Source organism: Massilia agri (assembly GCF_024753255.1).
GTDB classification, from domain to species: domain Bacteria; phylum Pseudomonadota; class Gammaproteobacteria; order Burkholderiales; family Burkholderiaceae_D; genus Telluria; species Telluria agri.
Genome location: NZ_JANUHA010000005.1, coordinates 317,900 through 343,901, shown reverse-complemented (window position 1 = coordinate 343,901; position 26,002 = coordinate 317,900). Strand labels below are relative to the sequence as shown.

26 protein-coding genes are annotated in these 26,002 nt (G+C 65.2%); 17 read left to right on the top strand and 9 right to left on the bottom strand.

From position 1 onward, the window contains the following. The first annotated feature begins 108 nt into the window (after window positions 1-108). The 8 genes from NX780_RS10290 (at window position 109) to NX780_RS10255 (ending at window position 10,573) form a co-directional block, all read left to right on the top strand. Window positions 109-1,893 (top strand): DUF4153 domain-containing protein, encoded by a 1,785-nt coding sequence (locus NX780_RS10290; RefSeq protein ID WP_258827771.1) that lies wholly within the window; start codon window positions 109-111, stop codon window positions 1,891-1,893. 37 nt (window positions 1,894-1,930) lie between these two features. After that, entirely contained in the window at window positions 1,931-2,488 is a 558-nt protein-coding gene (locus NX780_RS10285; RefSeq protein ID WP_258827770.1) for an ATP-dependent Clp protease proteolytic subunit, read from the top strand. Between the two features lie 192 nt (window positions 2,489-2,680). Continuing rightward, the gene (locus tag NX780_RS10280) at window positions 2,681-3,940 is read left to right on the top strand and encodes a hypothetical protein (RefSeq protein WP_258827769.1); all 1,260 of its coding nucleotides are present in this window, start codon (window positions 2,681-2,683) and stop codon (window positions 3,938-3,940) included. A gap of 10 nt (window positions 3,941-3,950) precedes the next feature. Next, window positions 3,951-4,358: a hypothetical protein gene (locus NX780_RS10275; RefSeq protein WP_258827768.1), complete on the top strand. Its 408-nt coding sequence runs from the start codon at window positions 3,951-3,953 to the stop codon at window positions 4,356-4,358. Window positions 4,359-4,432: 74 nt separating this feature from the next. Continuing rightward, window positions 4,433-5,992, top strand: a complete 1,560-nt coding sequence (locus NX780_RS10270; protein ID WP_258827767.1) for a methyl-accepting chemotaxis protein — start codon at window positions 4,433-4,435, stop codon at window positions 5,990-5,992. 119 nt (window positions 5,993-6,111) lie between these two features. After that, window positions 6,112-7,410, top strand: a complete 1,299-nt coding sequence (locus tag NX780_RS10265; RefSeq protein ID WP_258827766.1) for an HlyC/CorC family transporter — start codon at window positions 6,112-6,114, stop codon at window positions 7,408-7,410. A gap of 185 nt (window positions 7,411-7,595) precedes the next feature. Continuing rightward, window positions 7,596-9,323 carry a type IV-A pilus assembly ATPase PilB gene (gene pilB, locus NX780_RS10260; RefSeq protein ID WP_258827765.1) on the top strand — a complete coding sequence of 576 codons (1,728 nt, stop codon included), beginning with the start codon at window positions 7,596-7,598 and terminating at the stop codon, window positions 9,321-9,323. A gap of 17 nt (window positions 9,324-9,340) precedes the next feature. After that, window positions 9,341-10,573: a type II secretion system F family protein gene (locus NX780_RS10255; RefSeq protein ID WP_258827764.1), complete on the top strand. Its 1,233-nt coding sequence runs from the start codon at window positions 9,341-9,343 to the stop codon at window positions 10,571-10,573. A gap of 48 nt (window positions 10,574-10,621) precedes the next feature. Here NX780_RS10255 and NX780_RS10250 read toward each other — a convergent pair whose 3' ends face one another. The 3 genes from NX780_RS10250 to NX780_RS10240 form a co-directional block, all read right to left on the bottom strand. After that, on the bottom strand, window positions 10,622-11,008 hold the full coding sequence (locus tag NX780_RS10250) for a DUF1801 domain-containing protein (RefSeq protein ID WP_370663593.1): 387 nt from the start codon (window positions 11,006-11,008) through the stop codon (window positions 10,622-10,624). 90 nt (window positions 11,009-11,098) lie between these two features. Then, window positions 11,099-11,665: a hypothetical protein gene (locus NX780_RS10245; protein ID WP_258827762.1), complete on the bottom strand. Its 567-nt coding sequence runs from the start codon at window positions 11,663-11,665 to the stop codon at window positions 11,099-11,101. Window positions 11,666-11,760: 95 nt separating this feature from the next. Next, a complete protein-coding gene (locus NX780_RS10240) occupies window positions 11,761-12,663 on the bottom strand; it encodes a LysR family transcriptional regulator (protein ID WP_258827761.1) in 903 nt (300 codons plus the stop codon). Between the two features lie 109 nt (window positions 12,664-12,772). On the opposite strand from NX780_RS10240, the gene NX780_RS10235 reads away from it, so the two are divergent. After that, entirely contained in the window at window positions 12,773-13,201 is a 429-nt protein-coding gene (locus tag NX780_RS10235) for a tellurite resistance TerB family protein (RefSeq protein WP_258827760.1), read from the top strand. Between the two features lie 29 nt (window positions 13,202-13,230). Continuing rightward, entirely contained in the window at window positions 13,231-14,217 is a 987-nt protein-coding gene (locus tag NX780_RS10230; RefSeq protein WP_258827759.1) for a TerC family protein, read from the top strand. Between the two features lie 46 nt (window positions 14,218-14,263). On the opposite strand, the gene NX780_RS10225 is transcribed toward NX780_RS10230, so the two are convergent. Further along, window positions 14,264-15,634 carry an MBL fold metallo-hydrolase gene (locus NX780_RS10225; protein WP_258827758.1) on the bottom strand — a complete coding sequence of 457 codons (1,371 nt, stop codon included), beginning with the start codon at window positions 15,632-15,634 and terminating at the stop codon, window positions 14,264-14,266. 195 nt (window positions 15,635-15,829) lie between these two features. On the opposite strand from NX780_RS10225, the gene NX780_RS10220 reads away from it, so the two are divergent. The 4 genes from NX780_RS10220 to yacG all read left to right on the top strand — a co-directional run bounded on the left by NX780_RS10220 (window position 15,830) and on the right by yacG (window position 18,380). Then, window positions 15,830-16,705 (top strand): prepilin peptidase, encoded by an 876-nt coding sequence (locus NX780_RS10220; protein WP_258827757.1) that lies wholly within the window; start codon window positions 15,830-15,832, stop codon window positions 16,703-16,705. Window positions 16,706-16,712: 7 nt separating this feature from the next. Continuing rightward, window positions 16,713-17,333, top strand: a complete 621-nt coding sequence (gene coaE, locus NX780_RS10215) for a dephospho-CoA kinase (protein ID WP_258827756.1) — start codon at window positions 16,713-16,715, stop codon at window positions 17,331-17,333. 90 nt (window positions 17,334-17,423) lie between these two features. Next, the gene (gene zapD / locus NX780_RS10210; protein ID WP_258827755.1) at window positions 17,424-18,179 is read left to right on the top strand and encodes a cell division protein ZapD; all 756 of its coding nucleotides are present in this window, start codon (window positions 17,424-17,426) and stop codon (window positions 18,177-18,179) included. A gap of 18 nt (window positions 18,180-18,197) precedes the next feature. Further along, window positions 18,198-18,380: a DNA gyrase inhibitor YacG gene (gene yacG / locus NX780_RS10205; protein ID WP_258827754.1), complete on the top strand. Its 183-nt coding sequence runs from the start codon at window positions 18,198-18,200 to the stop codon at window positions 18,378-18,380. 124 nt (window positions 18,381-18,504) lie between these two features. On the opposite strand, the gene mutT is transcribed toward yacG, so the two are convergent. The 3 genes from mutT to argJ are packed head-to-tail and all read right to left on the bottom strand — an operon-like array spanning window position 18,505 to window position 21,037. Next, window positions 18,505-18,912 (bottom strand): 8-oxo-dGTP diphosphatase MutT, encoded by a 408-nt coding sequence (mutT, locus tag NX780_RS10200; RefSeq protein ID WP_307732740.1) that lies wholly within the window; start codon window positions 18,910-18,912, stop codon window positions 18,505-18,507. Further along, window positions 18,905-19,795, bottom strand: coding sequence for an ATP-binding protein (locus NX780_RS10195; protein ID WP_258827753.1), 891 nt, complete (start codon window positions 19,793-19,795; stop codon window positions 18,905-18,907). Before NX780_RS10195 ends, mutT begins: the two co-directional genes overlap by 8 nt. A gap of 3 nt (window positions 19,796-19,798) precedes the next feature. Beyond that, entirely contained in the window at window positions 19,799-21,037 is a 1,239-nt protein-coding gene (gene argJ, locus NX780_RS10190; protein WP_258827752.1) for a bifunctional glutamate N-acetyltransferase/amino-acid acetyltransferase ArgJ, read from the bottom strand. Between the two features lie 142 nt (window positions 21,038-21,179). Between argJ and NX780_RS10185 the strand changes: the two genes are divergently transcribed. Next, window positions 21,180-22,196 carry a MerR family transcriptional regulator gene (locus tag NX780_RS10185; protein WP_258827751.1) on the top strand — a complete coding sequence of 339 codons (1,017 nt, stop codon included), beginning with the start codon at window positions 21,180-21,182 and terminating at the stop codon, window positions 22,194-22,196. A gap of 103 nt (window positions 22,197-22,299) precedes the next feature. Here the strand turns inward: NX780_RS10185 and NX780_RS10180 are convergent, their stop codons facing one another. Next, a complete protein-coding gene (locus NX780_RS10180; RefSeq protein WP_258827750.1) occupies window positions 22,300-22,785 on the bottom strand; it encodes an Lrp/AsnC ligand binding domain-containing protein in 486 nt (161 codons plus the stop codon). Window positions 22,786-22,898: 113 nt separating this feature from the next. Here NX780_RS10180 and NX780_RS10175 point away from each other — a divergent pair, with 113 nt between their 5' ends. Both NX780_RS10175 and alr read left to right on the top strand, forming a co-directional pair. Beyond that, window positions 22,899-24,188 carry a D-amino acid dehydrogenase gene (locus NX780_RS10175; protein ID WP_258827749.1) on the top strand — a complete coding sequence of 430 codons (1,290 nt, stop codon included), beginning with the start codon at window positions 22,899-22,901 and terminating at the stop codon, window positions 24,186-24,188. Window positions 24,189-24,207: 19 nt separating this feature from the next. Then, entirely contained in the window at window positions 24,208-25,299 is a 1,092-nt protein-coding gene (alr, locus tag NX780_RS10170) for an alanine racemase (RefSeq protein WP_258827748.1), read from the top strand. Window positions 25,300-25,373: 74 nt separating this feature from the next. On the opposite strand, the gene NX780_RS10165 is transcribed toward alr, so the two are convergent. Further along, a complete protein-coding gene (locus NX780_RS10165) occupies window positions 25,374-25,976 on the bottom strand; it encodes a hypothetical protein (protein ID WP_258827747.1) in 603 nt (200 codons plus the stop codon). Window positions 25,977-26,002 lie beyond the last annotated feature (26 nt).

Below are 26,002 nucleotides of genomic sequence, written 5' to 3'. Positions count from 1 at the left end.
GCCGGACCCTCTCAACCTGACACCGGTTGGGGCAGCTAGCAATCTTGCCGGTAGCGCAACAGCTTGAAGCTGGTTAAGATTGACGATCTATCAAGCTGGAGCGCCACGATGAAATCACTTGCGGGCACGCGCATCGCCATCGGCCTGGTCCAGGGCCTGGTCCTCTACCTGCTCTACCGGGCCGGCAAGGAGCTGCTGTGGCCCGCGACCATGCCGCTGCTCTTCGTGCCGCTCCTGATGATGTCGATCTTCGCGCCGGTGCTGGCCATCAGCGGCCTGGGCCAGATGCCGAGGCGGCGCCTGCTGCAATGGGTGACGTTCGCCGCCGCGGTGATTGCCTGTCTGGCTTTCTACGACGTCTGGCGCATGATCGGCGCGCGCCCGGTCACGCCCAAGCCGGTGGCGGTGGAGCCCTCGCCGCAGCTGTGCTTCTTCCTGGCTGCAGGCTGCTTCATCGCCCATGCCCTGGTGCTGGCCGCCGTCGAGGAAGGCCGCCGCATCGCCGCCTACGCCACCTATTTCGAGACCGCCTGGAAGCTCGGCGTGCAGCTGGCCTTCAGCGCCGTCTTCGTCGGCGCGACCTGGATCGTGCTGCACCTGGGCGCCGCCCTGTTCATGCTGGTCAAGCTCGATTTCCTGCAGCAGGCCATCCGCGAATCCTGGTTCGCCATCCCCGTGACCACCTTCGCCTTCGCCTGCGCGATGCACCTGACCGACCTGCGGCCCGCCATCGTGCAGGGCATCCGCAACCTGCTGCTGGTGCTGCTGTCCTGGATCTTGCCGGTGCTGGCGCTGCTGGTCGGCGGCTTCCTCGTCAGCCTGCCGTTCACCGGCCTGGAGCCGCTCTGGGCCACCCGCAGCGCGGCCAGCGTGCTGCTGGGCGCGGCCGCCGCCTTCGTGGTCCTGATCAACGCGGCCTGGCAGAACGGCGCCCTGCCGGTGGCCAGGCCGGTCGCCATCGCGGCCCGCGTCGCGGCCCTGCTCCTGGTGCCGGTCACCCTGCTGGCCATCTATGCCCTCGCCCTGCGCGTCGGCGATTACGGCTGGACCCACGAGCGCGTGTATGCCGCCGCCTGCATGCTGGTGGCCGCCTGCTACGCCGGCGGCTACGCGGCGGCGGCGCTGCGCCGCGGCTGGCTGCGCGGCGTCGCCGGGGTGAACATCGCCGCGGCCCTGGTGGTGCTGGGCGTGCTGCTGGCCCTGCTCACGCCGCTGGCCGACCCGGCGCGCCTGTCGACCAACAACCAGGTGGCGCGCCTGGAGGCTGGCCGCGTGACGCCGGCGGAGTTCGACGTCGGCTACCTGCATTTCGACGGCGCCCGCTTCGGGCGCGCGGCCCTGGCCAGGCTCGATGCGGACACTGGCCGGCCGGGTGCGGCCGAGCTGCGCCGGCGCATCGCCACGGTGCGCAAGCTGCAGAACCGCTACCAGCTGGACCGGCTGGGCGCCGCCCCGCGGCTGACCGACAACCTGCGCGTCTGGCCCGGCGGCACCCGCCTGCCCGACAGTTTCATGAAAATGGACTGGTCCACGCTTGCCCACACGCCGCGCGTGCCCAGCTGCCTGCTGCGGCGCGGCGACAGCTGCGACGCAGTGCTGATCGACCTGAACGGCGATGCGCGGCCGGAGGTGCTGCTGTTCTCGGATCTGCCCTGGCAGAACGCCTTCGCCACCGAGGACGCCGACGGGCGCTGGCGCATCGGGGGCGGCTTTTCCGCCAATCTCGCCTGCGATGGCTGGCGGCAGGCCCTGCGCGACGGAAAGGTGCGCGCGCTGCCGCCCGCCTGGCAAGACCTGGAAGTGGGCGGGCGCCGCATCGTCGTCGAACCGCATGCCAGGCCGCAGGACGAATGCGCCGCCGCGGCGGCCAAGGCGGACGCGCCCGGACCCTGAAACTTGCTATGCTTGGGCTCACCGAGAAGGAGAGTCCATGGCACTGCACATCGTTCATTTCATCGGCCCGATCAACCACAACTCCGCCGGCGCGATCCGGAATAACTGCCTGCAGGCCTTGCAGAACGGCGCCACCGAAATCGAACTGCACATGTCCAGCGAAGGCGGCAACATGACGGCCGGCTTCGCCCTGTATTTCTTCCTGAAGTCGCTGCCGGTGCCGCTCACCACCCACAACATCGGCAGCGTGGAATCGGTGGCCGTGGTCATCTTCCTGGCCGGACAAAAACGCTATGCCTGTCCCGGCACCCGCTTCCTGATCCACCCGCTGCACTGGGGCTTCGGCAGCCTGGTTGCTGCCGACCACTCGCGCGTGTCCGAATGGCGCGACTGTCTCGATTTCGATGCCGAGCGCTATGCCCGCATTTTCCTTGAGGCCACCACGGCGGCCGGCACCGCCACCGATATCCGCGGCAACCTCACGGGAAATGCCCGCATCTTCGACGCCGATGAGGCCGTGAAGGCCGGAATCGTGCACCGCGCGCTGCAAGCGCAGCTGCCGGCAGGCGGCACTACTTGTCATTGGTGGAACTAAAACTGACAACACGCTGTTTCAAAGACACAACATGTAGTCTTTCTCCTACACGAAATATCTCGCATTGTAATCATTTGTCTTGCATCAAAAATTGCTCGGTGGATAGAATCAGGGCCAGAGCTTCATGGCGCTACCTGTTTGCTGCCTTTTCAGCGCCTCCCTTCCCGAGCAGCTTTTGCAACAAGAATGATGATGAAAAAAAGTGTAATTGCTACCCTGCTGGCGTTCCCGCTGGCAGCCGTGACGGCCCATGCGCAAGACGGCAACGGCTTCCCTCCAGTGAAAGTCAGCGGTTTCGGCACCGCCGCCCTGACCTACGCCGACACCGACAAGGCCGAATTCGCCCGCCCGAACCAGGGCAGTGGCTCGTCCAAGAATTTCCGTACCGGCATCGACTCGAACCTCGGCCTGCAGGCCGACATGTCGGTCAACAGCTGGCTCTCGTTCACCGGCCAGGTGCTGGTGCGCCAGGATGCCGAAGACCATTTCGGTGCCGAGCTGGCATGGGCATTTGCCAAGGCACGCCTCAGCGATGAACTGAGCGTGCGCGTGGGCCGTGTCGGCCTGCCGGTGTTCATGATCTCGGACTACCGCAACGTCGGCTATGCCAACACCATGCTGCGTCCGCCGGCCGAGCTGTACTCGCAAATTCCGATGGGCAGCATCGACGGCGCCGACATCACCTGGCAGCACAGCTTCGGCGACACCACCGTGACCTCGCAACTGGCTGCCGGCAACACCAAGGCGCCGCTGAGCCATACGACGCATGCGCGCGGCAAGAACATCCTTGCCCTGAACGTGGTGGCCGAGCACGGCCCCTTCACCCTGCGCGGCGGCTACGCCCGCACCGACATGACCATCAGCGGCAACGCCAACCTCAACGGCCTGGTGGGCGGCCTGCGTGCTGCCGGTACCGGCTATCGCCTGCCGCAGCTGAACGCACTGGCCACCGAAATCGAAGCCGACGAAGACAAGGGCACCTTCAGCTCGCTGGGCCTGCTAATGGACTGGAACAATATTGTCGTCCAATCCGAGTTTGCAAAGCGCAAGAACGAGAGCGGCTACATCAACGACACCACTGCGTGGTACGCGATGGGCGGTTACCGCATCGGCAAGTTACTGCCCTACGTCAGCCACGCTAACCTGAAGATCGACAATGCCATCGTCAACACCGTGCCGGCAGCCTGCCCGCCCGGCTACCCGGCAGCCTGCACCCCGACCCTGCAGCAGCTCGGCGCCGGCGTGCGCCGCCTGCCGAACACCGGCGTGGGCCAGGGCGAACAGTCGACCAATACCATCGGCGTGCGCTGGGACTTCGCCAGCTCGGTGGCCTTGAAGGTACAGATCGACCGCATCAAGCCGAAGAACGGCACTGGCCTGTTCCTGAACCCGCAGCCGGGCTTCAAGGACACCGTGACCGTCGGCGCCGTCGCCCTCGATTTCGTGTTCTAAGGAGCGGACGATGAACAAGATGATTGCAAAGCTGTTCGCCGTTGCCGCCCTGGGCGCCGCCGTTCCGGCCATGGCCGAGGTGGTCGTGGTAGTGAACAAGGGTGCTGCCGAAAGCAGCATGACCAAGGAGCAGGTCGCCCAGTTCTTCCTCGGTAAGTCCTCGAGCATGACCCCGATCGACCAGGCCGATTCGAGCCCGATCCGCACCGAGTTCTACAAGAAGGTCGCGGACAAGGACGCCTCCCAGGCCAAGGCCCTGTGGTCCAAGTTGGTCTTCACCGGCAAGGCCACGATGCCGAAGGAAGTCGCCGACAGCGCTGCCGTGAAGGCGGCCGTCGCCGCCAACCCAAAGGCCATCGGCTACATCGACAAGAGCGCCGTCGACGGCAGCGTCAAGGTCGTCTACACGGCTCAGTAAGCAAGAGCGTACATTCGTAGCACCCGCCGACGGCCTTGTGCCGCCGGCGGTTTCTGCATTCTGGAGACAGCACCATGAGCATCAAGCGCAGGATCTGGGCACTGCCCGTCATTTCCGCCATTATTTTCGGCCTCGGCGCCGGCTTCAGCGCGATGATCGCGAACCGCGCGCTGAATTCGATCACCACGACCGCCAGCGTCGACTATCCGGTGCTCGACGCTTCCAAGGCACTCATTCTCGACGTCGCAGCCGTCACCGACGGCCTGCAGGACGCGGTCGCCGAGGGCGACAAGGACAAGATCGGCCAGGTCGGCGAGCAGGCCAACAAGCTGCGCGCCAAGCTGGAAAAATTCAAGCAAATCCCGGGGCAGCAGGAAGTCGGCGCCCGCCTGGGCAAGGAATTCGACGCCTATTACGCACCGGCCCTGTCGGCCGCGCGTATCATGCTCGAGATGGAAGAAGGCGACCCGCAGGCCGTGGTCGGCAAGATGCAGTCGACGCTCGCCACCTTGAACGGCGACCTGGCCAAGGTCAACGAAGCGGCCCAGCGCCAGTTCGCAGCCGGCATCGAAGGCAGCAAGAACAGCGTACAGAACGTCCTGATCTCGATGATCGCGACCGCCTTGATCGTGATCGCTGCCCTGGCGGTAATATCGTGGTTCGTGGTGCGCACCATCTGGCGCCAACTGGGCGGCGAGCCTGAATACGCACGCGAGATTGCGCGTGCCGTCGCCAGCGGCGACCTGTCGACCGACATCCGCATCGAAGCCGGCGACACAGGCAGCCTGCTGGTGGCGCTGAAGGAAATGCGCGGCCGCCTGGCGACCCTGGTAGCCGAGATCAAGGCCTCGGCCGATACCATCGCCCTGGCCAGCTCGGAAATCGCGAACGGCAATGCCGACCTGGCGCAACGTACCGAATCGCAGGCGTCGAGCCTGGACCGCACCACGCGTTCGATGGAAGAACTGACTGGCGCGGTGCGCGAGAATGCCACTGCCGCCAGCCAGGCCAACGCGCTGGTGGAAAACGCGACCAGCATCGCAACCCGCGGCGGCCAGGTGGTGGGCGGCGTGGTGAGCACCATGGGCGACATCAACAACTCGGCGAACAAGATCGTCGAGATCATCTCGGTCATCGACGGCATCGCCTTCCAGACCAACATCCTGGCGCTGAACGCGGCGGTCGAGGCGGCGCGCGCCGGCGAACAGGGCCGCGGCTTCGCTGTCGTGGCGGGCGAGGTGCGTAACCTGGCCCAGCGTTCGGCGGCGGCGGCCAAGGAGATCAAGGAACTGATCGGCGACTCGGTGTCCAAGGTGGCCGCCGGCAGCGCGCTGGTGGACGAAGCAGGCGTGACCATGGGCCAGATCGTGGAATCGGTGCGCAAGGTGCAGACCATCATGTCTGAAATCAGCGCCGCGGGCGCCCGCCAGAGCGCCGGCATCGACGACATCGGCCGCGCGATCGGCAGCATCGACGAGATGACCCAGCAGAACTCGGCCCTGGTCGAGGAAGCCTCGGCGGCGGCGGAGTCGCTCACCGAGCAGACCAGCCAGCTGACGGCGGCGCTGTCGGTGTTCAAGCTGGAGACCGCGGCCCAGAGCGTGGGTGGGTCGAAGCGCCTGGCGCTGCGCTGAGTTGACCTGGACCCCGGCCTGCGCCGGGGTCCGGTTTTGCCACCCACCTCCTCCGCATCCTTGCACCTCCCCCCGGCTTGCCCTAAAATCAACGTCCCGCAAGCTTCCAACGGTGACCCTTGGATACCGTCCCTTTGTGGGTGCTGATCCTCGCACTCGCCCTCCTCATTCTTCTTTCCGCCTTCTTCGCGATGTCGGAAACGGCCCTGATGGCCGCCAACAAGTATCGCCTGCGCCACCTGGCCGGCCGCGGACACCGCGGCGCCGTTACCGCCCTGTGGCTGCTGGAACGCACCGACCGCTTCCTGTCGCTGGTGCTGATCTCGAACATCCTCCTCAACGCCATGTGCGCGGCCCTGGTCACGGTGATCGCGATCCGCCTGTTCGGCGCCGAGGAAAGCGTGATCGCCGGCGCCGCCGCCGCGGTGGCGTTTCTCCTGATCGTGTTCGCCGAAGTCTCGCCCAAGATCATCGGCGCACGCTATCCCGAGCCGGTCGCCACCACCACCAGCCTGCCGCTCAAGGGCCTGATGCGCATCGGGCGTCCGCTGATCTCCTTCGTGAACGTCTTCGTGCGCGCCCTGCTGTGGATCCTGCGCATTCGCACGGGCCCCGACGCCGCGCGCCAGCGCCTGTCGCAGGAAGAGCTGCGCTCGGTGGTGCTGGAAGGCGGCAGCTTCATCCCGCAGAAGCACCGCAGCATCCTGCTCAACCTGTTCGACCTGGAGTCGGTGAAGGTCGGCGACATCATGAGCCCGCGCGCGCGCATCGAGGCGCTCGACCTCGACGACCCCTTCGACACCATCCTCGCCGGCCTGGCGAACTGCGTGCACAACACCCTGCCCGTCTACGAGGGCGAGATCAACCGCGTGATCGGCATCCTGCACGTGCGCAAGGCGGCGAGCCTGCTGCGCGAGCCGGGCGGCGCCAGCAAGGAAAGCTTGCGCGCCCTGCTCGCCGCGCCCTATTTCATCCTCGAGGACACCCGCGTGCTCGACCAGCTCCAGTACTTCCAGGAGGCGCGCGAACGGCTCGGCGTGGTGGTCGACGAGTACGGCGAGGTGCAGGGCCTGCTCACCCTGGACGACATCATCGAGGAGATGATCGGCAGCTTCACCACCCAGCAGGCCGGCAGCGCGCCCGAAGACACCCTGGCCTGGGATACCCAGGGCGCCTGCCTGCTCGACGGCGGCACGCCCCTGCGGGACATCAACAAGCAGCTGGGCCTGGACCTGCCGCTGGACGGCCCGCGCACCGTGAACGGCCTGCTGCTCGAAGCCCTGCAGGAAATCCCGGAAGCGCCGATCGCGCTGAAGATCGGCGGCTGCGTCATCGAAGTACTGCAAGTGCAGGACCAGGCCGTGAAGCGCGTCAAGCTGCTGCGGCCCGCCCAATCAAGGCGTTTCCTTGTCGCCTGAACCATACTCGTTGTCGCCCGATTCACACCCCTTATTGTGCTGATATCGAATCGGCGCGTGCCATCCTGTCTACGTGGCGCGCACGCATCTAGCCGGGCACGGAATCCTTTACAAATTTGATGCCTGTAGGCATCATCCACTGATCCTCCACCCACGTCGCATCCTCTTTTTCCCTACTTGCGCATATGGCAGCAGTCCTCCCCAACACGACCCAAGGCACGCCGATGGCGGGCCTGGCGCGCGCGCTGGTCCAGGCCGGGCGCCTGAGCGTGGGACAGGCCGATGCGCTGCAGAAGAAGGCGACGCAGGACAAGGCCGCCTTCATCGACACCCTGCTCGACAGCGGCATCATCGACTCAGGCACGCTCGCCAGCTTCTGCGCCGAGACCTTCGGCTATCCCCTGCTCGATCTGTCGAGCTTCGCGCCGGAGGCCTTCCCCGCGGCCGCCATCGACGCCAAGCTGATGCAGGCGCAGCGCGTGATCGCGCTGGCCAAGCGCGGCAACAAGATGTCGGTGGCCCTGTCCGACCCGACCAATACCCAGGCCCTGGACCAGATCAAGTTCCAGAGCGAGGCCTCGGTCGAGCCGGTGATCGTGGCCCACGACGCCCTCCTGAAACTCCTGGCCGGCATCGCCAAGAGCGCCGAGGACAGCCTGAACGAGCTGGCCGGCGAGGATGGCGAGATCGAGTTCGCCGAGGAAGAGGCCCAGGCCGCCCCGCCGCCGGACCCGGCCAACGACGTCGAGGACGCGCCCATCGTGCGCTTCCTGAACAAGATCCTGATGGACGCCATGCAGCTGGGCGCCTCGGACATCCACTTCGAGCCCTACGAGAAGTACTACCGCATCCGCATGCGCGTGGACGGCGTGCTGCGCGACCACGCGAATCCGCCGATCGGCATCCGCGACAAGCTGGTCTCGCGCATCAAGGTGCTGGCCAAGCTCGACATCTCGGAAAAGCGCGTGCCCCAGGACGGCCGCATGCGCCTCGTGATGGGCCCGACCAAGACCGTCGACTTCCGCGTCTCCACGCTCCCGACCCTGTTCGGCGAGAAGACCGTCATGCGTATCCTGGACGCCACCCAGGCGCAGATGGGCATCGACGCGCTGGGCTACGACCCGGAACAGAAGGCCCTGCTGCTGGACGCGATCTCGCGCCCCTACGGCATGGTGCTGGTGACCGGCCCGACCGGCTCCGGCAAGACCGTGTCGCTGTACACCTGCCTGAACGTGCTGAACAAACCGGGCATCAACATCTCGACCGCGGAAGACCCGGCCGAGATCAACCTGCCCGGCGTGAACCAGGTCAACGTCAACGACAAGGCCGGCCTCACCTTCCCGGTGGCCCTGAAGTCCTTCCTGCGCCAGGATCCGGACATCATCATGGTCGGCGAGATCCGCGACCTGGAAACCGCCGACATCGCGATCAAGGCCGCCCAGACCGGCCACATGGTGTTCTCGACCCTGCACACCAACGACGCGCCTTCGACCCTGACCCGCCTGATGAACATGGGCGTGGCGCCCTTCAACATCGCCTCGTCCGTCATCCTGATCACGGCGCAGCGCCTGGCGCGGCGCCTGTGCAGCTGCAAGCAGCCGCTGGACACCTCGCGCGAGGTGCTGCTGGCGGCCGGCTACCGCGAAAGCGACCTGGAAGGCGACTGGAAACCCTACGGCCCGGTGGGGTGCGACCGCTGCCTCGGCTCCGGCTACAAGGGCCGCGTCGGCATCTACCAGCTGATGCCGATCACCCCGGCGATCGAGGCCCTGATCCTCGCGCACGGCAACTCGATGCAGATCGCCGCACAGGCCGAGAAGGATGGCGTGAATTCGCTGCGCCGCTCGGGCCTCATGAAAGTCAAGCAGGGACTCACGAGCCTGGAAGAAGTCCTCGGCTGCACCAACGAATAGGAAGCGAATAACACGATATGGCAAGCCTCCTCACAAAAGGCCAGGGCAACGCCCAGGTCAAGGAAAAGGTCTATGCCTGGGAAGGCAAGGACCGCACCGGCAAGACCGTGCGCGGCGAGATCCGCGCCGGGGGCGAGGCGATCGTCAACGTCACGCTGCGCCGCCAGGGCATCCTGGTCACCAAGGTCAAGAAGAAGGCCTACCGCAGCGGCAAGAAGATCACCGACAAGGACCTGACCCTGTTCACCCGCCAGCTGGCCACCATGATGAAGGCCGGCGTGCCGCTGCTGCAGGCCTTCGACATCGTCGGCAAGGGCCACGCCAACCCGTCGATGTCCAAGCTGATCATGGACCTGCGCAACGACGTCGAGACCGGCACCAGCCTGAACAACGCCTTCCGCAAGTACCCGCTCTATTTCGACCCGCTGTTCTGCAACCTGGTGGGCGCCGGCGAGCAGGCGGGTATTCTCGAAGACCTGCTGACGCGCCTGGCGATCTATAAAGAGAAAACCCTGGCCATCAAGGGCAAAATCAAGTCGGCCCTGATGTACCCGATCTCGATCCTCGCGATCGCCTTCGTGGTCACGGCCGTGATCATGATCTGGGTGGTCCCGGCTTTCAAGGAAGTGTTCAAGACCTTCGGCGCCGACCTGCCCACGCCGACCCTGATCGTGATGGCGATCTCGGAATTCTTCGTCTCCTACTGGTGGCTGATCTTCGGCTCCCTGTTCGGCAGCCTGTACTTCTTCTTCCAGTCCTGGCGCCGCTCGCTCAAGCTGCAGCAGGCCATGGACCGCCTGCTGCTGCGCCTGCCTATCTTCGGCTCGGTGATCCGCAAGGCGACCATCGCGCGCTGGACCCGCACCCTGTCGACCATGTTCGCGGCCGGCGTGCCCCTGGTCGAAGCCCTCGACTCGGTCGGCGGCGCCGCGGGCAACTACGTCTACCTGGAAGCGACCCGGAAAATCCAGACCGAAGTCAGCACCGGCACCAGCCTGACCCTGTCGATGCAGAACGTGAACGTGTTCCCGAACATGGTCATCCAGATGGTGCAGATCGGCGAGGAATCCGGCTCGCTGGATGCCATGCTGGGCAAGGTGGCGGATTTCTTCGAGGAGGAAGTCGACGAAGCGGTGGCCGCACTGTCCTCGCTGATGGAGCCGCTCATCATGGTCGTGCTGGGCGTGCTGATCGGCGGCCTGGTGGTGGCGATGTACATGCCGATCTTCAAGCTGGGTTCGGTGGTATAAGCGCAGCTTGCAGGTTGCAAAAGGGCCGGTCCGGAAGACCGGCCCTTTTCATTTGCGCTTCGCCTTGACGCTGGCCAGGTTGGTGGCGATGGCCGCGCGGACCAGGGCCTGGAAGGCGGCGGCGTCGATCTCCTCATCCTGGCGGATGTCGATCGCGCGGCGCAGGTTGCCGGTGAGGCTGGCGTTGAACAGGCCGGCAGGGTCGTCCACGAAAGCGCCCTTGGCGAAGGTGAGCTTGACGGCCGCCTTGTAGGTCTCGCCGGTGCAGATGATGCCGCCGCGCGACCAGACCGGCACGTCCCACTTCCACTCCTCGACGATCTCCGGATCGGCCTGCAGGATCAGTTCGCGCACCCGGGCCAGGGTGGCGCCGCGCCAGTCCGGCAAGCTGGCGATCTTCTCGCTGATGCGTTCGGACGCCGGCAGGTCTTGCATGACTGTGTTCTCCATCGTTTCTCCCTGATGTTGTTGTCTCGGCCGGCCCGCCAGGTCACGCTCCTTTCGTGGTCCATTTGCGCCGGCAGGTCAGAAGTTTATGTGAAGTCGCGTGACACAGTTTCTTGTCAAAAAAATATACGCGTAAATGGCGGAACCGGCGGACTTCAGCCTGGTGTATTCCATCTGGAATGGAACAGTCGTATCCCCATTCACTAGTGTCCACGGGGGCTGGACACTGGGGGCGACGGCGCGGTCCCCAAAGTAGAGGTCGACCGAATCTTTCTGCAAGCACGGATCGGGAGAAATGTCGAAATTCAGGCTCGCTGCGGTTCCGAGCCCATGCGGCAGATTGCGCAACTGGAACATGCTCAAGGAGACCGCCCCTCGCCTCTCCGATTCATTGATGAAGGTGCAGGCCATATAGCTGCGCGGGCAGTCGTCGGCCCTGTATTTGGCGAAGAAAAGTCTGTGGAGCCGCTCCTGCCTGACGTCCTGTGGATCTCGAATGAACGATTGAACTGCGCGCAGAAAATGCTCATGCTCCTTTGCCAGGGGCTGATGGCCTTGTGCAGGGGACATCTGTTCTGCAAATGCGCTGGGCAACAGCATCGTACAACAAGCTGCAGTCACTGCAATCGCTTTATTGCCAAGCATGGATTCCCCCGAATGATGTATCAAAAAAATGTATCTCGCATCGGCCTCGGCGCGCCACGCGAGGAATCATCGCATGGAAGTGCGAACGCATGAGACTAGCCTGCGCCGTCCCTGAACACCGAGCCCGCGCCTTCCAGGATGCGCCGCACGGCCGGGTGGTGCTCGCGCCGCTCGACCGACACGGCGTAGAAGTGCTCGACCAGGGTGTCGATGGTGCCGATCGCCTCCAGGCCGTCTTCCTCGCGCACGATGTCGGCCAGCACGGTCGGCGTCACCATGAAGCCGGTGCCGGCGCAGGCGAAGGACTTCAGCAGCGCGCCGTCGTCGAACTCGCCGACGATGATGGGACGCAGCGCGTGGGTCTCGAACCAGCTGTTCAGCTGGCTGTGCACGGCCGCGTCCTGGCCCGGCAGCAGGATCGGCGCGCCTTCCAGGCGCTGCGGGAAGTCGCCCGGCCAGGCCTGGCACAGCTTCGGGTGGCCCATCACGGTGAGGGTGCTGGAACCGAGCAGGCGGGTGTGTCCACGCACCGCGCCGCCAGTCGGCAGGCCCTGGTCGGCGATCACGAGGTCGAGCCGGTGCGCAGCAAGCTCGACCACCAGGTCCTCGAAGCGGCCCTCCTTGCAGATCAGGCGCATGGCCAGGCCAGCCTCGCGCGCCGGCTGCAGCATGCGGAAGGCCATGGTCTTGGCAATCACGTCGGTAATGCCGACGCGCAGGGTCTCCGGCTCCGTGAAGCCGCCGCGCCGCACTGCCTGTTCCAGCTCGTTGCCGAGGTCGAAGATCTGCTCGGCGTAACGCAGCACGGTCTTGCCCGCCTCGGTCAACTCCAGCACCCTGCCCTTCTTCTGGAACAGCGCCTCTCCCAGCTGGTCCTCCAGCACCTGCAACTGCATGCTGATCGCCTGTGCGGTCACGTGCAGTTGCTCGGCCGCGCGCGCCACCGTGCCCAGGGTTGCGACCGCGTGGAAGTAATGCAGGTGCTTGTAATTGATCATCGTACAAAACCTCAAAAAAACTTACGAATAGCGAAAGATTAATCGATTTTACTTTGCAATAGTGCGCTCCTATAGTGGCTTCACATTCATTTTTTTGACGAGGTCCACGATGCACACTTATCCCGCCAACAGTCCCGAAGCCGTCAGCCGCATCCTCGCGCTCGCCATGATCGTCGACGGCCATGTCAGCCCGTCCGAGGTGCACGCCATGCACCGGGCCTCTTTCCTGGAGCAGGTCAAGGTCGACGACGAGACCTTCGACCGGACCCTGCGCGAGCTGTGCGAAGACCTGCTTGACGCTGCCGCCAATTGCCGCGCCGGCGTGGTCGAGATCGACCCGACCCTGCTGGACGAGCTCCTGCTCGACATCCGCGATCCGCTGCTGCAGATCTGCCTGTGGAAGACGATGGTCGACATCGTCCAGGCCGACGGCCACCTCGACGGCCGCGAAACGACGCTGGTGCGCCGCGCCGCCCGCGCCTGGTTCGGCCAGGACCGCAGCGAGGATTCCTTCACCACGGCGGCGCTCACCACCTGACGCCGTCAGCCATCTAAGCGGAGTTCATCATGGATATGCTTCACACACTCTGGTTGGGAACGCCAGCCTGGACCTGGCTGGTGTTCCTCACGATCGTCGTGGTCCTGCTCGCCTTCGACCTGGGCGTGCTCAACAAGAAAGACCACGTCATCGGGGTCAAGGAAAGCCTCAAGCTGTCGGCGCTCTACCTGACGGCGGGCCTGCTGTTCGGCCTCTGGGTCTGGCATGAACTCGGCAGCGAAAAGGGCCTGCACTTCTATACCGGCTTCCTGATCGAGAAGAGCCTGTCGCTCGACAATATCTTCGTGATCTCGCTGATCTTCGCGACCCTGGCCATCCCGCCGCTCTACCAGCACCGGGTGCTGTTCTGGGGCATCGTGGGCGTGATCGTCACGCGCGGCATCATGATCGGCGCCGGCACCGCCCTGGTGGAAAGCTATTACTGGACCCTGTACATCTTCGGCGCCTTCCTGGTCGTCACCGGCATCAAGATGTTCTTCGTGGATACCAGCAGCGACGATATCCGCGAAAGCAAGGTACTGTCCTGGCTGAGGGGCCACCTGCGCATCACGCCCGAGCTGCACGGCAACCACTTCCTGGTGCGCCAGCCGGACCCGGCTGTGCCCGGCAAGACCATCCTGTGGGCCACGCCGCTGTTCCTGGCGCTGTGCATGGTCGAGATCACGGACATGGTGTTCGCGGTCGACAGCGTGCCCGCGATCTTCGCAATCACGAGCGACCCCTTCATCGTCTACACCTCGAACATCTTCGCGGTGCTGGGCCTGCGCGCGCTGTACTTCGCGCTGGCGGCGATGGTGGCGCGCTTCCACTACCTGAAGTACTCGCTGGCCGCGGTGCTGGTCTTCATCGGCTCGAAGATCTTCCTGGGCGACTTCGTCTTCGGGGGCAAGGTGCCGGCAGCCCTGTCGCTGGCGGTGACGGGCCTCCTGATCGCCTCGGGCGTGCTGTACTCGCTGTGGAAGACCCGCAAGGACGCAGCGCAGATCGCAAGCTGATTCTTGCGAAACGGGCAGGCGGCGACATGCCGCCTGCCCTTCCCTTCTAACGGAGCGCGGCCTGCAACTGCCGCGCCATCCTCCCCAGCAGCGCCCGCCACAACAGCCCTCCCATCGCCAGCGGCCGGCGCCGGTCCGCGCCGCGTCTTCCCATGCGCTGCGGCAGGAAGAAGCGGCCGAAGGTGGACAGCCCGCTGCGCCGCAGGGTCCAGAAGCAGCCGCCCGCGTAGGCGGTCTCGAAGCCATCGGCAGCCGTCAGCAGGCGCAGCGCCGTCCCGGAAAACATGGCGATGTGGGCGCTCGACTCCCGAGGCCGCAGGCGCAAGCCATGGCGATAGGACAGTTCCACGTTCTGGCGCAGGTCGGGCAGGTGCAGCAGCAGGGGCCGGACCAGGCCGGTGGCTTCGAGCAGCCAGGGCAGCACGTGCAGGCCCTCGGCCACGTGTTCGCGGTAGCGCGAAAAGGCGGCCTTGAGTTCGCCGAGCGAGGCCGCCGGCGGACGCGGCAGCGGTGGCGGGCGGTTGCGCCAGCAGGCGCTCCAGTGTTCCAGCGCCGCCTCGTGCCGCGCGGCCATCGTGGCCGGCGTGTCGCGCAGGAGATCGATGCCATCGCCGGGGGCCATGAAGCGGACCAGGCCGCGCACGTTTTCGAGCCTCACCGTCTCCAGCAATTCCCTCGGCGCCAGCCTGCCGCCGTTGAGCCAGGCATTGTCGGCCCGCGCGAAACGCGCGAAGGACGCCACCGGCACCACCAGCCTGGGCCGCAGGCGCTCGATCTGCGCCGCCATCCGCTCGACCGCCGCCTTGGCCGCCGCCTCGCGCACCGTGAAGCTGTCGGGATTCCCGCACCAGCCCATCTGGCCGAAGCTCGTCAGGAGCAGGTCGATGCGCGGCGCCAGCTGGCTGATGCGCGGGAGCAGGGCCTGGCAGGCGGCGATGGTCGGCAGTGCGCGCTCGCCCAGGCTCAGGATGTGGCGCCCGCCCGCGCCGATCAGGCAGGCCGTGTCGCCGTCACCATTGCTCAGCGCAGTCAGGCGCAGGCCGCCGGCCAGGCCCACGGCGGCGCCGTCCGGGCATTCGGCCACCGGCAGGCGCAGGCGCCGCAGCTCTTCGCCCAGGCGCATATCGCGCCCCGGACGATAGAGAAAGGTCGCGATGCCACGGAACTCCGCCCGGAAGCGCCGCAGGAAAGGCAGGGCCAGCCGGTCCGGCGTGGCGCGCGAACACCAGATATAGACGGGCACGCCCGCCCCGTTGAGGATGTCGAGCAGGGCGCCGTCGCTGCTGGACGGGTCGACCAGGGCCCAGGCATTGTCGAAGACGGCGCCCTCGAGCCAGGGGTCGGCAAGCAGCAGCGCCCCATCGGTGCGCACGATGAAACAGGCGTGGTTGAGAAAGGTAAAGCTGGCGCGTGGCATGGCGGCACCCGGCGGCGATAAAAGCCCAGCGTAGCCGCGCGCCACGGGTGTGGCCTGATCCGCGACAATCGTGCGCCATGGACCCGCGGGCCTGGCGAATGCTTCGCCAAATCGGAGCGAAAGCTCTACAATAGGTTGATCTGGAGAATCATTTTCGCACTGCCCGCACCTACCATCTGATCGGATCCTGCTGCCATGCCCCTGGACTTTTTCCTGTTCGCCCCGCCGGCCACCCTCAGCGCCACCCTCGTGGCCGCCCTGTTTGGCCTGCTCGTAGGCAGTTTCCTGAACGTGGTCATCCACCGCATCCCGAAGATGATGCAGCGCGAGTCCGACAACTACGTGGCGCAGGAAAGCGGCAAGGAGCCGCCGCATACCGACCGCTACAACCTGATGGTGCCCCGCTCCGCCTGCCCCTGCTGCGGCCACCAGATCACGGCCCTGGAAAACATCCCGGTGATCAGCTGGCTGGCCTTGCGCGGCAAGTGCCGCAATTGCAAGGCGCCGATCTCGGCGCGCTACCCGGCGGTCGAGCTGCTCACCGGCGTGCTGGCGGGCGTGCTGGTCTGGACTTTCGGCACGGGCCTGGCGGGCCTGGCGACCCTGCTGTTCCTGTTCCTGTTGATCGCGATGACCTTCATCGACATCGACACCCAGCTGCTGCCCGACGACCTGACCTATCCGCTGCTGTGGGCGGGCCTCTTGGTCAACATCAACGGCACCTTCGTGCCCCTGCAGGACGCCGTGATCGGCGCCGCGGCCGGCTACCTGGTGCTGTGGTCGGTGTACTGGCTGTTCAAGCTCGTCACCGGCAAGGAAGGCATGGGTTACGGCGACTTCAAGCTGCTGGCCGCCCTGGGCGCCTGGCTGGGCTGGGCCATGCTGCCGACCATTATCCTGCTGTCCTCGGTGGTGGGCGCGATCGTCGGCATCAGCCTGATCGTCTTCGCCAAGCGCGGCCGCGACAAGCCAATTCCCTTCGGTCCCTACCTGGCGGCGGCCGGCCTGATCGCCCTGCTCTACGGCACCGGCATCAGCGCCCGCCTGGCCGGCTTCGTTGCCGGCGCCTGAGACAGCCATGACTGAGCAGACCAGGCTCGCATTCTCGGTCGGCCTCACCGGCGGCATCGGCTGCGGCAAGACGACCGTCGCCGACATGTTCGCGGCGCTGGGCGCCTCGGTGATCGACACCGACGTCATCGCCCACTCCCTCACCGCCCCGCACGGCGCCGCCATGCCGGCCCTGCTGGCCGAGTTCGGCGAGGACTTCGCCACAAAGGACGGCGCCCTCGACCGGGCCAAGATGCGCGCCCTCGTATTTACGGATGCGAGCGCGCGAAGCCGCCTGGAAGCCATCCTGCATCCGCGCATCCGCGAAGCCACCGCCGCCGCGGCTGCCATTGCCACCGGCGACTACGTGATCTTCGTCGTGCCCCTCCTGATCGAATCCGGCACCTGGCGCGAGCGCGTCACGCGGGTGCTGGCGATCGACTGTCCCGAGGAAGTCCAGGTGGCGCGGGTGATGGCGAGGAGCGGCATCAGCGAGGAACAGGTGCGCGCCATCATGGCCGCCCAGGTCACTCGCGAACAGCGCCGCGCGGCAGCGGACGACATCATTTTGAACGACGACGGGCTCGATGCTTTACGGCCCCAGGTGGAGGCGCTGCATGCGATGTACCTGGCCCAGGCCAGTAAATAACAAGAAAGTCAATGCAGCATTTGTAATTTTGCGCAGCATGGTTCAGAATCACGGGGTTGCTCGCCAGCCTACATTCAGAGGAATGTCATTTTGATCGTCTACGAATATCCTTTCAACGAGCGGATTCGCACGTTGTTGCGGCTGGAAGATTTGTACGAGAAGTTCAAGTTCTTTGTGCACCAAGAACACCCCATGCAGCACCACGTGGCCCTGGCCACGATCTTCGACATGCTGGAAGTGGCCGGCCGCGCCGACCTGAAGTCCGACCTCCTGCAGGAACTCGAGCGTCAGAAGCAGAGCCTGCTGTCCTACCGCAGCAATCCGAACGTCGCTCCCGAAGCCCTCGACGCCGTGCTGCTTGAACTCGACTCCGTGAGCAGCGCCCTCGTCGCCGCCCAGGGCAAGACCGGCCAGAACGTGCGCGACAACGAATGGCTGATGAGCATCCGCGGCCGCACCATCATTCCCGGTGGCGCCTGCGAATTCGATTTACCCTCATACTATGCCTGGCAGAAGCGCCCGGCCGAGCAGCGCCACGCCGACATCATGGGCTGGTTCGCTCCGCTGGCGCCGCTGTTCGAAGCCCTGGCCCTGGTCCTGCGCCTGCTGCGCGACTCCGGCGGCCCGGTCAAGATGATCGCCACCGGCGGCAGCTACCAGCAGATGTTGCAAGGCAAGGTCTACCAGATGCTGCGCCTGTCGGTCGACGAGACGCTCGGGGCGATTCCCGAGATCTCGGCGAATAAATACATGCTGTGGGTGCGCTTCACGACCCATGGCGGCGACTGCAAGCCGAAGGCGCTCGAGGAAGACGTGCCCTTCAACCTGACCCTCTGCAATTTCTGATTTTTGATTGGTAGTGACATGACTGTTGTAGCCTGCCCGACCTGCGGCAAGAAGGTCGAATGGATCCCGGCGAACAAATACCGCCCTTTCTGCTCGGAGCGCTGCAAGCAGATCGACCTGGGCGCCTGGGCCGAAGAGAAGTACACGATTCCCGGGGCGGCGGCGGGCGACAAGCAGGACGACAAGCTGGCGGACGATTGAGCGAAGTTGCCCATCGGTTTTCATACGTGATTTGAACGCGTGGGCAAGGGATTGCCCACCCTACGATGATTGCTGTTTGTAGGGTGGGCGGTCCTCCGCCCACGCGTTCAAACAGAAGACGCGTCTAGGCGAAACGAACCCTATCCAGCCATTCCAGCAGCGGTATCGTCGCGGGCAACAGCGGACTCACGCTATACGCCCCTTGCCACGCAAACGCCTGCCCTTCCAGGCTTTGCGGCTCGCCCTTCCACTCGCGGCAGATGTAGAAATACAGCCGCACATGCGCGTGCTCGTACACGTGCTCCACGCAGCACCAGGCTTCGCCACTCACCACCTCGACGCCCAGCTCCTCGACGAACTCGCGCTGCAGCGCGTGGAAGATGTCCTCGCCCTGCTCCACTTTCCCGCCCGGGAATTCCCAGTAGCCTGCATAGGGCTTGCCTTCCGGGCGCTGGCCCAGCAGCACGTCGCCGTTCTCGCGCATCAGGATGCCGACGGCGACGTCGACCGGCTTCTTCAACACATCATTCATTCGTTTCACTGTCCGGCAGCCTGCCGGCATAGTCCTTCGCAAATTGCCAGGCCACGCGGCCCGAGCGCGAGCCGCGCTGCAGGGCCCATTGCAGGGCCTCTAATCGCGCTGCCTCGATCTGTTCCGGCGTGCAGCCGAAACTGGCCAGCCAGTGCGCGACGATGCCCAGGTAGTCATCCTGCTTGAAGGGATAGAAGGACAGCCACACACCAAAACGCTCCGACAGCGAGATCTTTTCCTCGACCGTCTCACCCGGATGCAGGTCGCCATCCTCGCCATGCGTGTAGCCGGCGTTGTCCGACATCTTCTCAGGCATCAGGTGGCGCCGGTTCGAGGTCGCGTAGATCAGCACATTGTCCGATTGCGCCGAGATGCTGCCGTCCAGCGCCACCTTGAGCGCCTTGTAGCCGGCCTCGCCCTCTTCAAAAGACAGGTCGTCGCAGAAGATCACGAAACGCTCGGGCCGTCCGGCAACCAGGTCGACGATGTCGGGCAGGTCGGCCAGGTCGGCCTTGTCCACCTCGATCAGGCGCAGGCCTTCGCTTGCGAAGCCGTTCAGGCAAGCCTTGATGAGCGAAGACTTGCCGGTACCGCGCGCGCCCGTCAACAAGACGTTGTTGGCCGGCCGGCGCAGCACGAACTGGCGGGTGTTCTGCTCGATCTGGCGCTTCTGCGCGTCGACGTGCTGCAGGTCTTCCAGGCGGATCGTCGATGCATGCAGCACCGGGGCCAGGTACTTGCCGCCGCCATTGACGCGCTTCCTCCAGCGGAAGGCGAAACTGCGCTTCCAGTCCGGCTCACGCGGCACCGCGGGCGGCAGCACCGCCTCGACCCGCGCCAATAACGCTTCGGCGCGGTGCAGGAACTGCTCGAGGGGCGTCATCGATTACGAGCGATAGTCCGCGTTGATCGACACGTAGTCGTGCGACAGGTCGCAGGTCCAGACGGTCGCAGTGGCGTCGCCGCGGCCCAACGTCACGCGGGTGGTGATCTCGGACTGCTTCATCACGCGCTGGCCGTCTTCTTCCTTGTAGTCCGGGTTGCGGCCGCCCTGCTTGGCCACCCACACGTCGTCCAGGTAGAGATCGAGCTTGCTCACGTCGAGGTCGTCCACGCCGGCATAGCCGACAGCGGCCAGGATGCGGCCCAGGTTCGGGTCCGAGGCGAAGAAGGCGGTCTTGACCAGCGGCGAATGGGCGATCGCGTAGGCGATCTTGCGGCACTCTTCCACATTGCGGCCACCCTCGACGGTGATGGTCATGAACTTGGTCGCGCCTTCGCCGTCGCGGATGATCTGCTGCGCCAGGTTGCGCGAGATATCGGTAACGGCTTCCTTCAGCGCCTCGTAATCGGCGCCCGATGCGCTATCGATCGAGAGGCCGCCGGTGCCGGTCGCCATCACGATGAAGGAGTCGTTGGTCGAGGTGTCGCCGTCGATGGTGATGCTGTTGAAGGAGTGGTCGGCGGCGTGCTTGACCAGTTCGTCCAGCACCGGCTGCGCGACCTTCGCGTCGATGGCGAGGTAGCCCAGCATGGTGGCCATGTTCGGCTTGATCATGCCGGCGCCCTTGCTGATGCCGGTCATGGTGACTTCATGGCCGCCGATGATGACGGTGCGCGACGCTGCTTTCGGCTGGGTGTCGGTGGTCATGATCGCCTCGGCGGCGTTGAACCAGTTGTCGGCCTTGAGGTTCGAGACCGCGCTAGGGAGACCGTCGATGATCTTCTGGATCGGCAGCTGCTCGAGGATCACGCCGGTGGAGAACGGCAGCACCTGCTGCGCGTCGATGCCCATCAGCCTGGCCACTTCGGCGCAGGTAGCCCGGGCATTGGCCAGGCCCTGTTCGCCGGTGCCGGCGTTGGCATTGCCGGTGTTGACCACCAGCGCGCGGATCGGCTTGCCGCCGCTTTGCACGGCCGCCAGGTTGGCCTTGCTGAGCTGGACCGGCGCCGCGCAGAAGCGGTTCAGGGTGAACACGCCGGACACGGTCGCGCCCTCGGCAAGCTTCATGACCAGCAGGTCCTTGCGATTGGGCTTCTTGATGCCGGCTTGGGCAAAGCCGATCTCGACACCGTTGACGGGTTTCAGGTCGGCTGCGACGGGCAGGGGGGAATTGACGGCCATGGCGATCTCATTGGAAAAATTGTCGAATGCATTATTGTACTGCCAGCGGCCCGGGACCGAGGTACGGCCCATATTGTGCTTGACCCTCACGCTGCGTGAGGTCCCAGGATGTGTCCAACGCTGAAGAACAAGGAGCGAATCGATGCTGAAAGTAGGAGAACTCGCGGCGCGCGCCGGCCTGACGGTCCGTACGCTGCACCATTACGACAGCATCGGGCTGCTCTGCCCTTCGGCGCGTTCCGATGCCGGCTACCGCCTCTACGACCGCGACGACGTGGCGCGCCTGCAGCAGATCCAGGCCCTGCGCGGTTTCGGCATGGGGCTGGCCGACATCGGGGCTTACCTGGACAGTCCGGCGGCATCGCCGCTCGGCATCGTGGAGCGCCAGCTGGCCGCGCTCGACCGGCAGATACGGGAGGCGGCGCAGATGCGCGCGCAACTCGAGCACCTGCGCACCCGCCTGGTGAGCGGCGAGCAGCCGGACCTGTCCACCTGGCTGACCACCCTGGAGAACATGACCATGTACGAACACTATTTTTCGAAGGAAGAATTGGCGCGCCTGCCGCTCTACCAGAATCGCGAAGCGCAGCTGGAATGGCAGGAACTGGTGCGCACGGGCCAATCGCTGAAGGACAGCGGCGTCGACCCCGCCTCAAAGGAGGCCACGGCCTTCGCCGAACGCTGGCTGCGCTGCCTCGAACGCGACAGCGGCGGCGATCCGTCCTTCGTGATGCGCCTGACCACCATGGCCGCGGCGGACGCCGCCGGCGAGCAGGAAACGCGCATGTCGCCGCAACTGCTCGACTACATGCGCAAGGCGATGGCCGAGATGCGTTTCGCGATCTACGGCCGCTACCTGCCGCCTGACACCATCGCGCGCATGCGCCGCCATGAGACGGCCCATGCGGACGAGTGGGTCGAGCTGGTGAACCGGATCCACGACTGCATGGCGCGCGACCGCGATGCGCGGTCGCAAGAGGCGCAGCAGCTGGCGCGCCGCTGGTTCGGGCTGTTCACGGACATGGTGGGCGACGACCCCGAGGTGGTGGAGCGGTTCCGCCAGGCCTACGCGAGCGAGCCGCTGCTGCGCATCGGCCTCGGCATCGGGGACGAGGTCATGGACTTCCTGCGCCGTGCAATGGAAAACCTGCACGGCTAGGTAGGGTGCACGGCTCTGCCGTGCGCGCGTTCAAACGGTGCATGAGCACAGGCTACGTCTGTTCATGCCGGAGTCGAACGCGCGGTCGGCGGAGCCGACCACCCTACCGCGGAATCGAAATCGCCAGTGTCTCCTTCAGCTCTTCCATCACCACATAACTCTTCGACTGGCCGGCATCGGCCACGTGCAGGATCTCGCCCAGCAGGCGCCGGTATTCGCTCATCTCGGGGATGCGCGCCTTGATCAGGTAGTCGAAGTCGCCCGACACCAGATGGCATTCCATCACCTCGGGAATGCCGAGCATCGCGCGGCGGAAGCGGTCGAAGGCCTTCTCGGACTTCTGGTGCAGCGTGATCTCCACGAACACGAGGATCTGCAGGCCCATGGCTTGCGGATTGACGCGCGCGTGGTAGCCTGTAATGACGCCGTCGCGCTCCATGCGCCTGACCCGTTCGATGCAAGGCGTGAGCGAGAGCCCGACCTGCTCGGCCAGGTCCTTCATGACGATGCGGGCGTCGTCCTGCAGCACGGCCAGGATGTGGAGGTCGATCTTGTCGAGCACCCGGTTCGAATTTTTCTGGACGCGCATGAAATTTCACTGAAAACGTGCGTAATAACAGAATCCATTATTCCAGCAACCAAGATATCATGGCAATCTTTTCTGAATCCGGCTTCTTTCCCTTTAAGGATCAATAGGACATCATGCGCGTTCTCGTACTGGGCAGCGGCGTTATCGGCGTGACCACCGCCTACTATCTGGCCAAGGCTGGCCACGACGTCACCGTCATCGACCGTCAACCCGGCCCGGCCCTGGAGACGAGTTTCGCCAACGCCGGCCAGATCTCGCCGGGCTATGCCTCGCCCTGGGCCGCCCCGGGCATCCCGCTGAAGGCCGCCAAGTGGCTGTTCCAGAAGCACGCGCCGCTGGCCATCCGTCCGGACGGCTCGCTGTTCCAGTTGCAGTGGATGTGGCAGATGTACCGCAACTGCACGGCCGACCGTTATGCGGTCAACAAGGAACGCATGGTGCGCCTGGCCGAGTACAGCCGCGACTGCATCCGCGCCCTGCGCGCCGAGACCGGCATCAGCTACGAAGGCCGCACCCTGGGCACCATCCAGCTGTTCCGCACCCAGCAGCAGCTCGAGAGCGCCGGCAAGGACATCGAGGTCCTGAAGGAAGCCGGCGTCGAATACGAATTGCTGCAGGGCCGCGAACTCGGCAAGGCCGAGCCGGCGCTGGGCAATCACGCGACCCTGGTCGGCGGCCTGCGCCTGCCGAACGACGAGACCGGCGACTGCCAGATGTTCACCACCCGCCTGACCGCGATGGCGCGCGACCTCGGCGTGCGTTTCGAGTTCGATACCGACATCCAGGCCCTGGATATCGCCGGCGGCCAGATCACGGGCGTGCGCACCGCCAAGGGCACCCTGACTGCGGACCGCTACGTGCTCGCGCTGGGCAGCTATTCGCGCCTGCTCCTGAAGGACCAGTTCACCCTGCCGGTCTACCCGCTCAAGGGCTATTCGATCACCGTGCCGATCACGGACGAGCGCCGCGCCCCGGTGTCGACCATCCTGGACGAGAGCTACAAGATCGCCGTCACCCGTTTCGAGAACCGCATCCGCGTGGGCGGCATGGCCGAGATCGCGGGCTACAGCAAGGTCCTGAACCCGGCCCGCCGCGAAACCCTCGAAATGGTCGTCAACGACCTGTTCCCGGGGGCCGGCGACACCCGCCAGGCCTCGTTCTGGACCGGCCTGCGCCCGATGACCCCGGACAGCACCCCGGTGGTCGGCGCCACCCCGCTGCGCAACCTGTTCGTCAACACCGGCCACGGCACCCTGGGCTGGACCATGGCCTGCGGTTCGGCCGCCGTCATCGCGGACCTCGTGAGCGGCAAGCAGCCGGCGATCCGCGCCGACGACCTCGCGGTGTTCCGCTACGCCGGCACCCCGCAACTGGGCAATACCCCCGAGCTGGTCAAGGCGTAAGCGGCAGATGGTGGATTCCGTGGATGCGTCCCGCGCGGGGGCGCGGCTGACTGTCGACCTGGGCGCGATCCGCGCCAACTACCGCCAGCTGGCCAATATGTCGCGCGCCAGCTGCGCGGCCGTCATGAAGGCCGACGCCTACGGGCTCGGCATGGAACAGGTAGCGCCGGCGCTGGCGCTCGAAGGGTGCAAGGTGTTCTTCACCGCCCACCTGCAGGAGGCGATCGCGCTGCGCCAGCTGGTGCCCGAGCATTGCCTCATCTATGTCCTGCACGGCCCGCCGCCCGGCACGGCCAGGGACTTCTTCCAGTACGACCTGACCCCGGTGCTGAACGATCCGGGACAACTGCAGGAGTGGCGTGCGCTGGCATTGAAACTCGGCCGGGAACTCCCGGCCGCGATCCAGTTCGACACCGGCATGTCGCGCATGGGCTTTGCGCCATCGGACCTCGCGGCGCTCGGCAGCCGGAGCGACTGGCTGGCGGGCGTGCGCCCTACCCTCGTGATGAGCCACCTGGCCTGCGCGGACGAACCCGATTCGCCCATGAACGAAGCGCAGCGCCGCCGTTTCAACACGCTGCGTGAACTACTTCCCGGCGTGCCGGCCAGCCTGGCGAATTCCTCTGGCGTCTTCCTGGGTCCCGAATACCACTACGACCTGCTGCGCCCGGGCGCGGCGCTGTATGGCATCAACCCGCAGCCGGGACGGCCGAATCCCCTGCGACAGGCGGTGTCGCTGCATGCGCGCGTGGTGCAGGTGCGCACGGTGCGCGACGGTGATGTGGTTGGCTATGGGGCGCACCATGTCTGCGCTGGCGAGCGCCAAATCGCGACGGTCGCGGTGGGCTATGCGGATGGCTGGCAGCGCTCGCTGTCGGGGCGCGGTCAAGCGGCGATCGATGACGTCATCGTGCCGGTCGTGGGGCGGGTGTCGATGGATTCGATGGGGATCGATGTGACCGGGATTCCAGCGGAGCGTGTGGTGCCCGGGGCGGAGCTCGAGCTGATGGGGGCGACGCTGCCGGTCGATGAGGTGGCGGCGCTTGCCGGCACGATCGGGTATGAAGTCTTGACCCGCCTCGGGAGCCGGTTTCACCGCCGGTATGTCTGATCATCCATTGCGATGGCAGCAATCACAAGCCGGCCGGCACCTCTTACGCTAGCTGATGTTGGACAGCCTAAGCATCAACTTTCCGGGCCCGTCAGACAAGGGCTGAGCGCTTTCCATACCGATGTTTGAAAGGCTTGGACATCACTAACTCTAGCGTAGCGCCCTCCGATCCAGTTCCATTGGACCACGACTTGCTTGGACGGATCGATAAGAAGCGAAATTCCGACATATCTACCTTTCAATTCGGGTTTATTTGCGGTCATCGCCTCGATTCCTGAGCCAAGTTTTTGCCGGTCCAGTTTTGTTTTAGTGCGAACTGCAAGTTCTTCCATGTATTTGCCTCGGCGATCGATGTGTTCCGCAAAGAGGTCGGCAGAAGACTGATCAATTAGCACGTCAGCCAGAGGGCCGCCGTCTTCTGTTGAAATTACGCTCATCCTGACCCTGTCCTTGATCACGAAAAAATAGGGTGCATTGTCTACTTGAACGCCAAAGCCTGCCGCTCCGTCGCTTTGAACCTCCCCCGCTGCACGAACAATCGTTTGCGCGCAGCGGAGATACTGATTAGCGACACTATGTGCGACTGCTTCAGCTGCATTTGCATGTTGCACGCCGATTGCATGCCAAGTAAGGAATCCAAGCAGAAAACCATACACCGCGCGTAATGACATTTTCATTTTTACACTCCTACGTTTGGATCGGG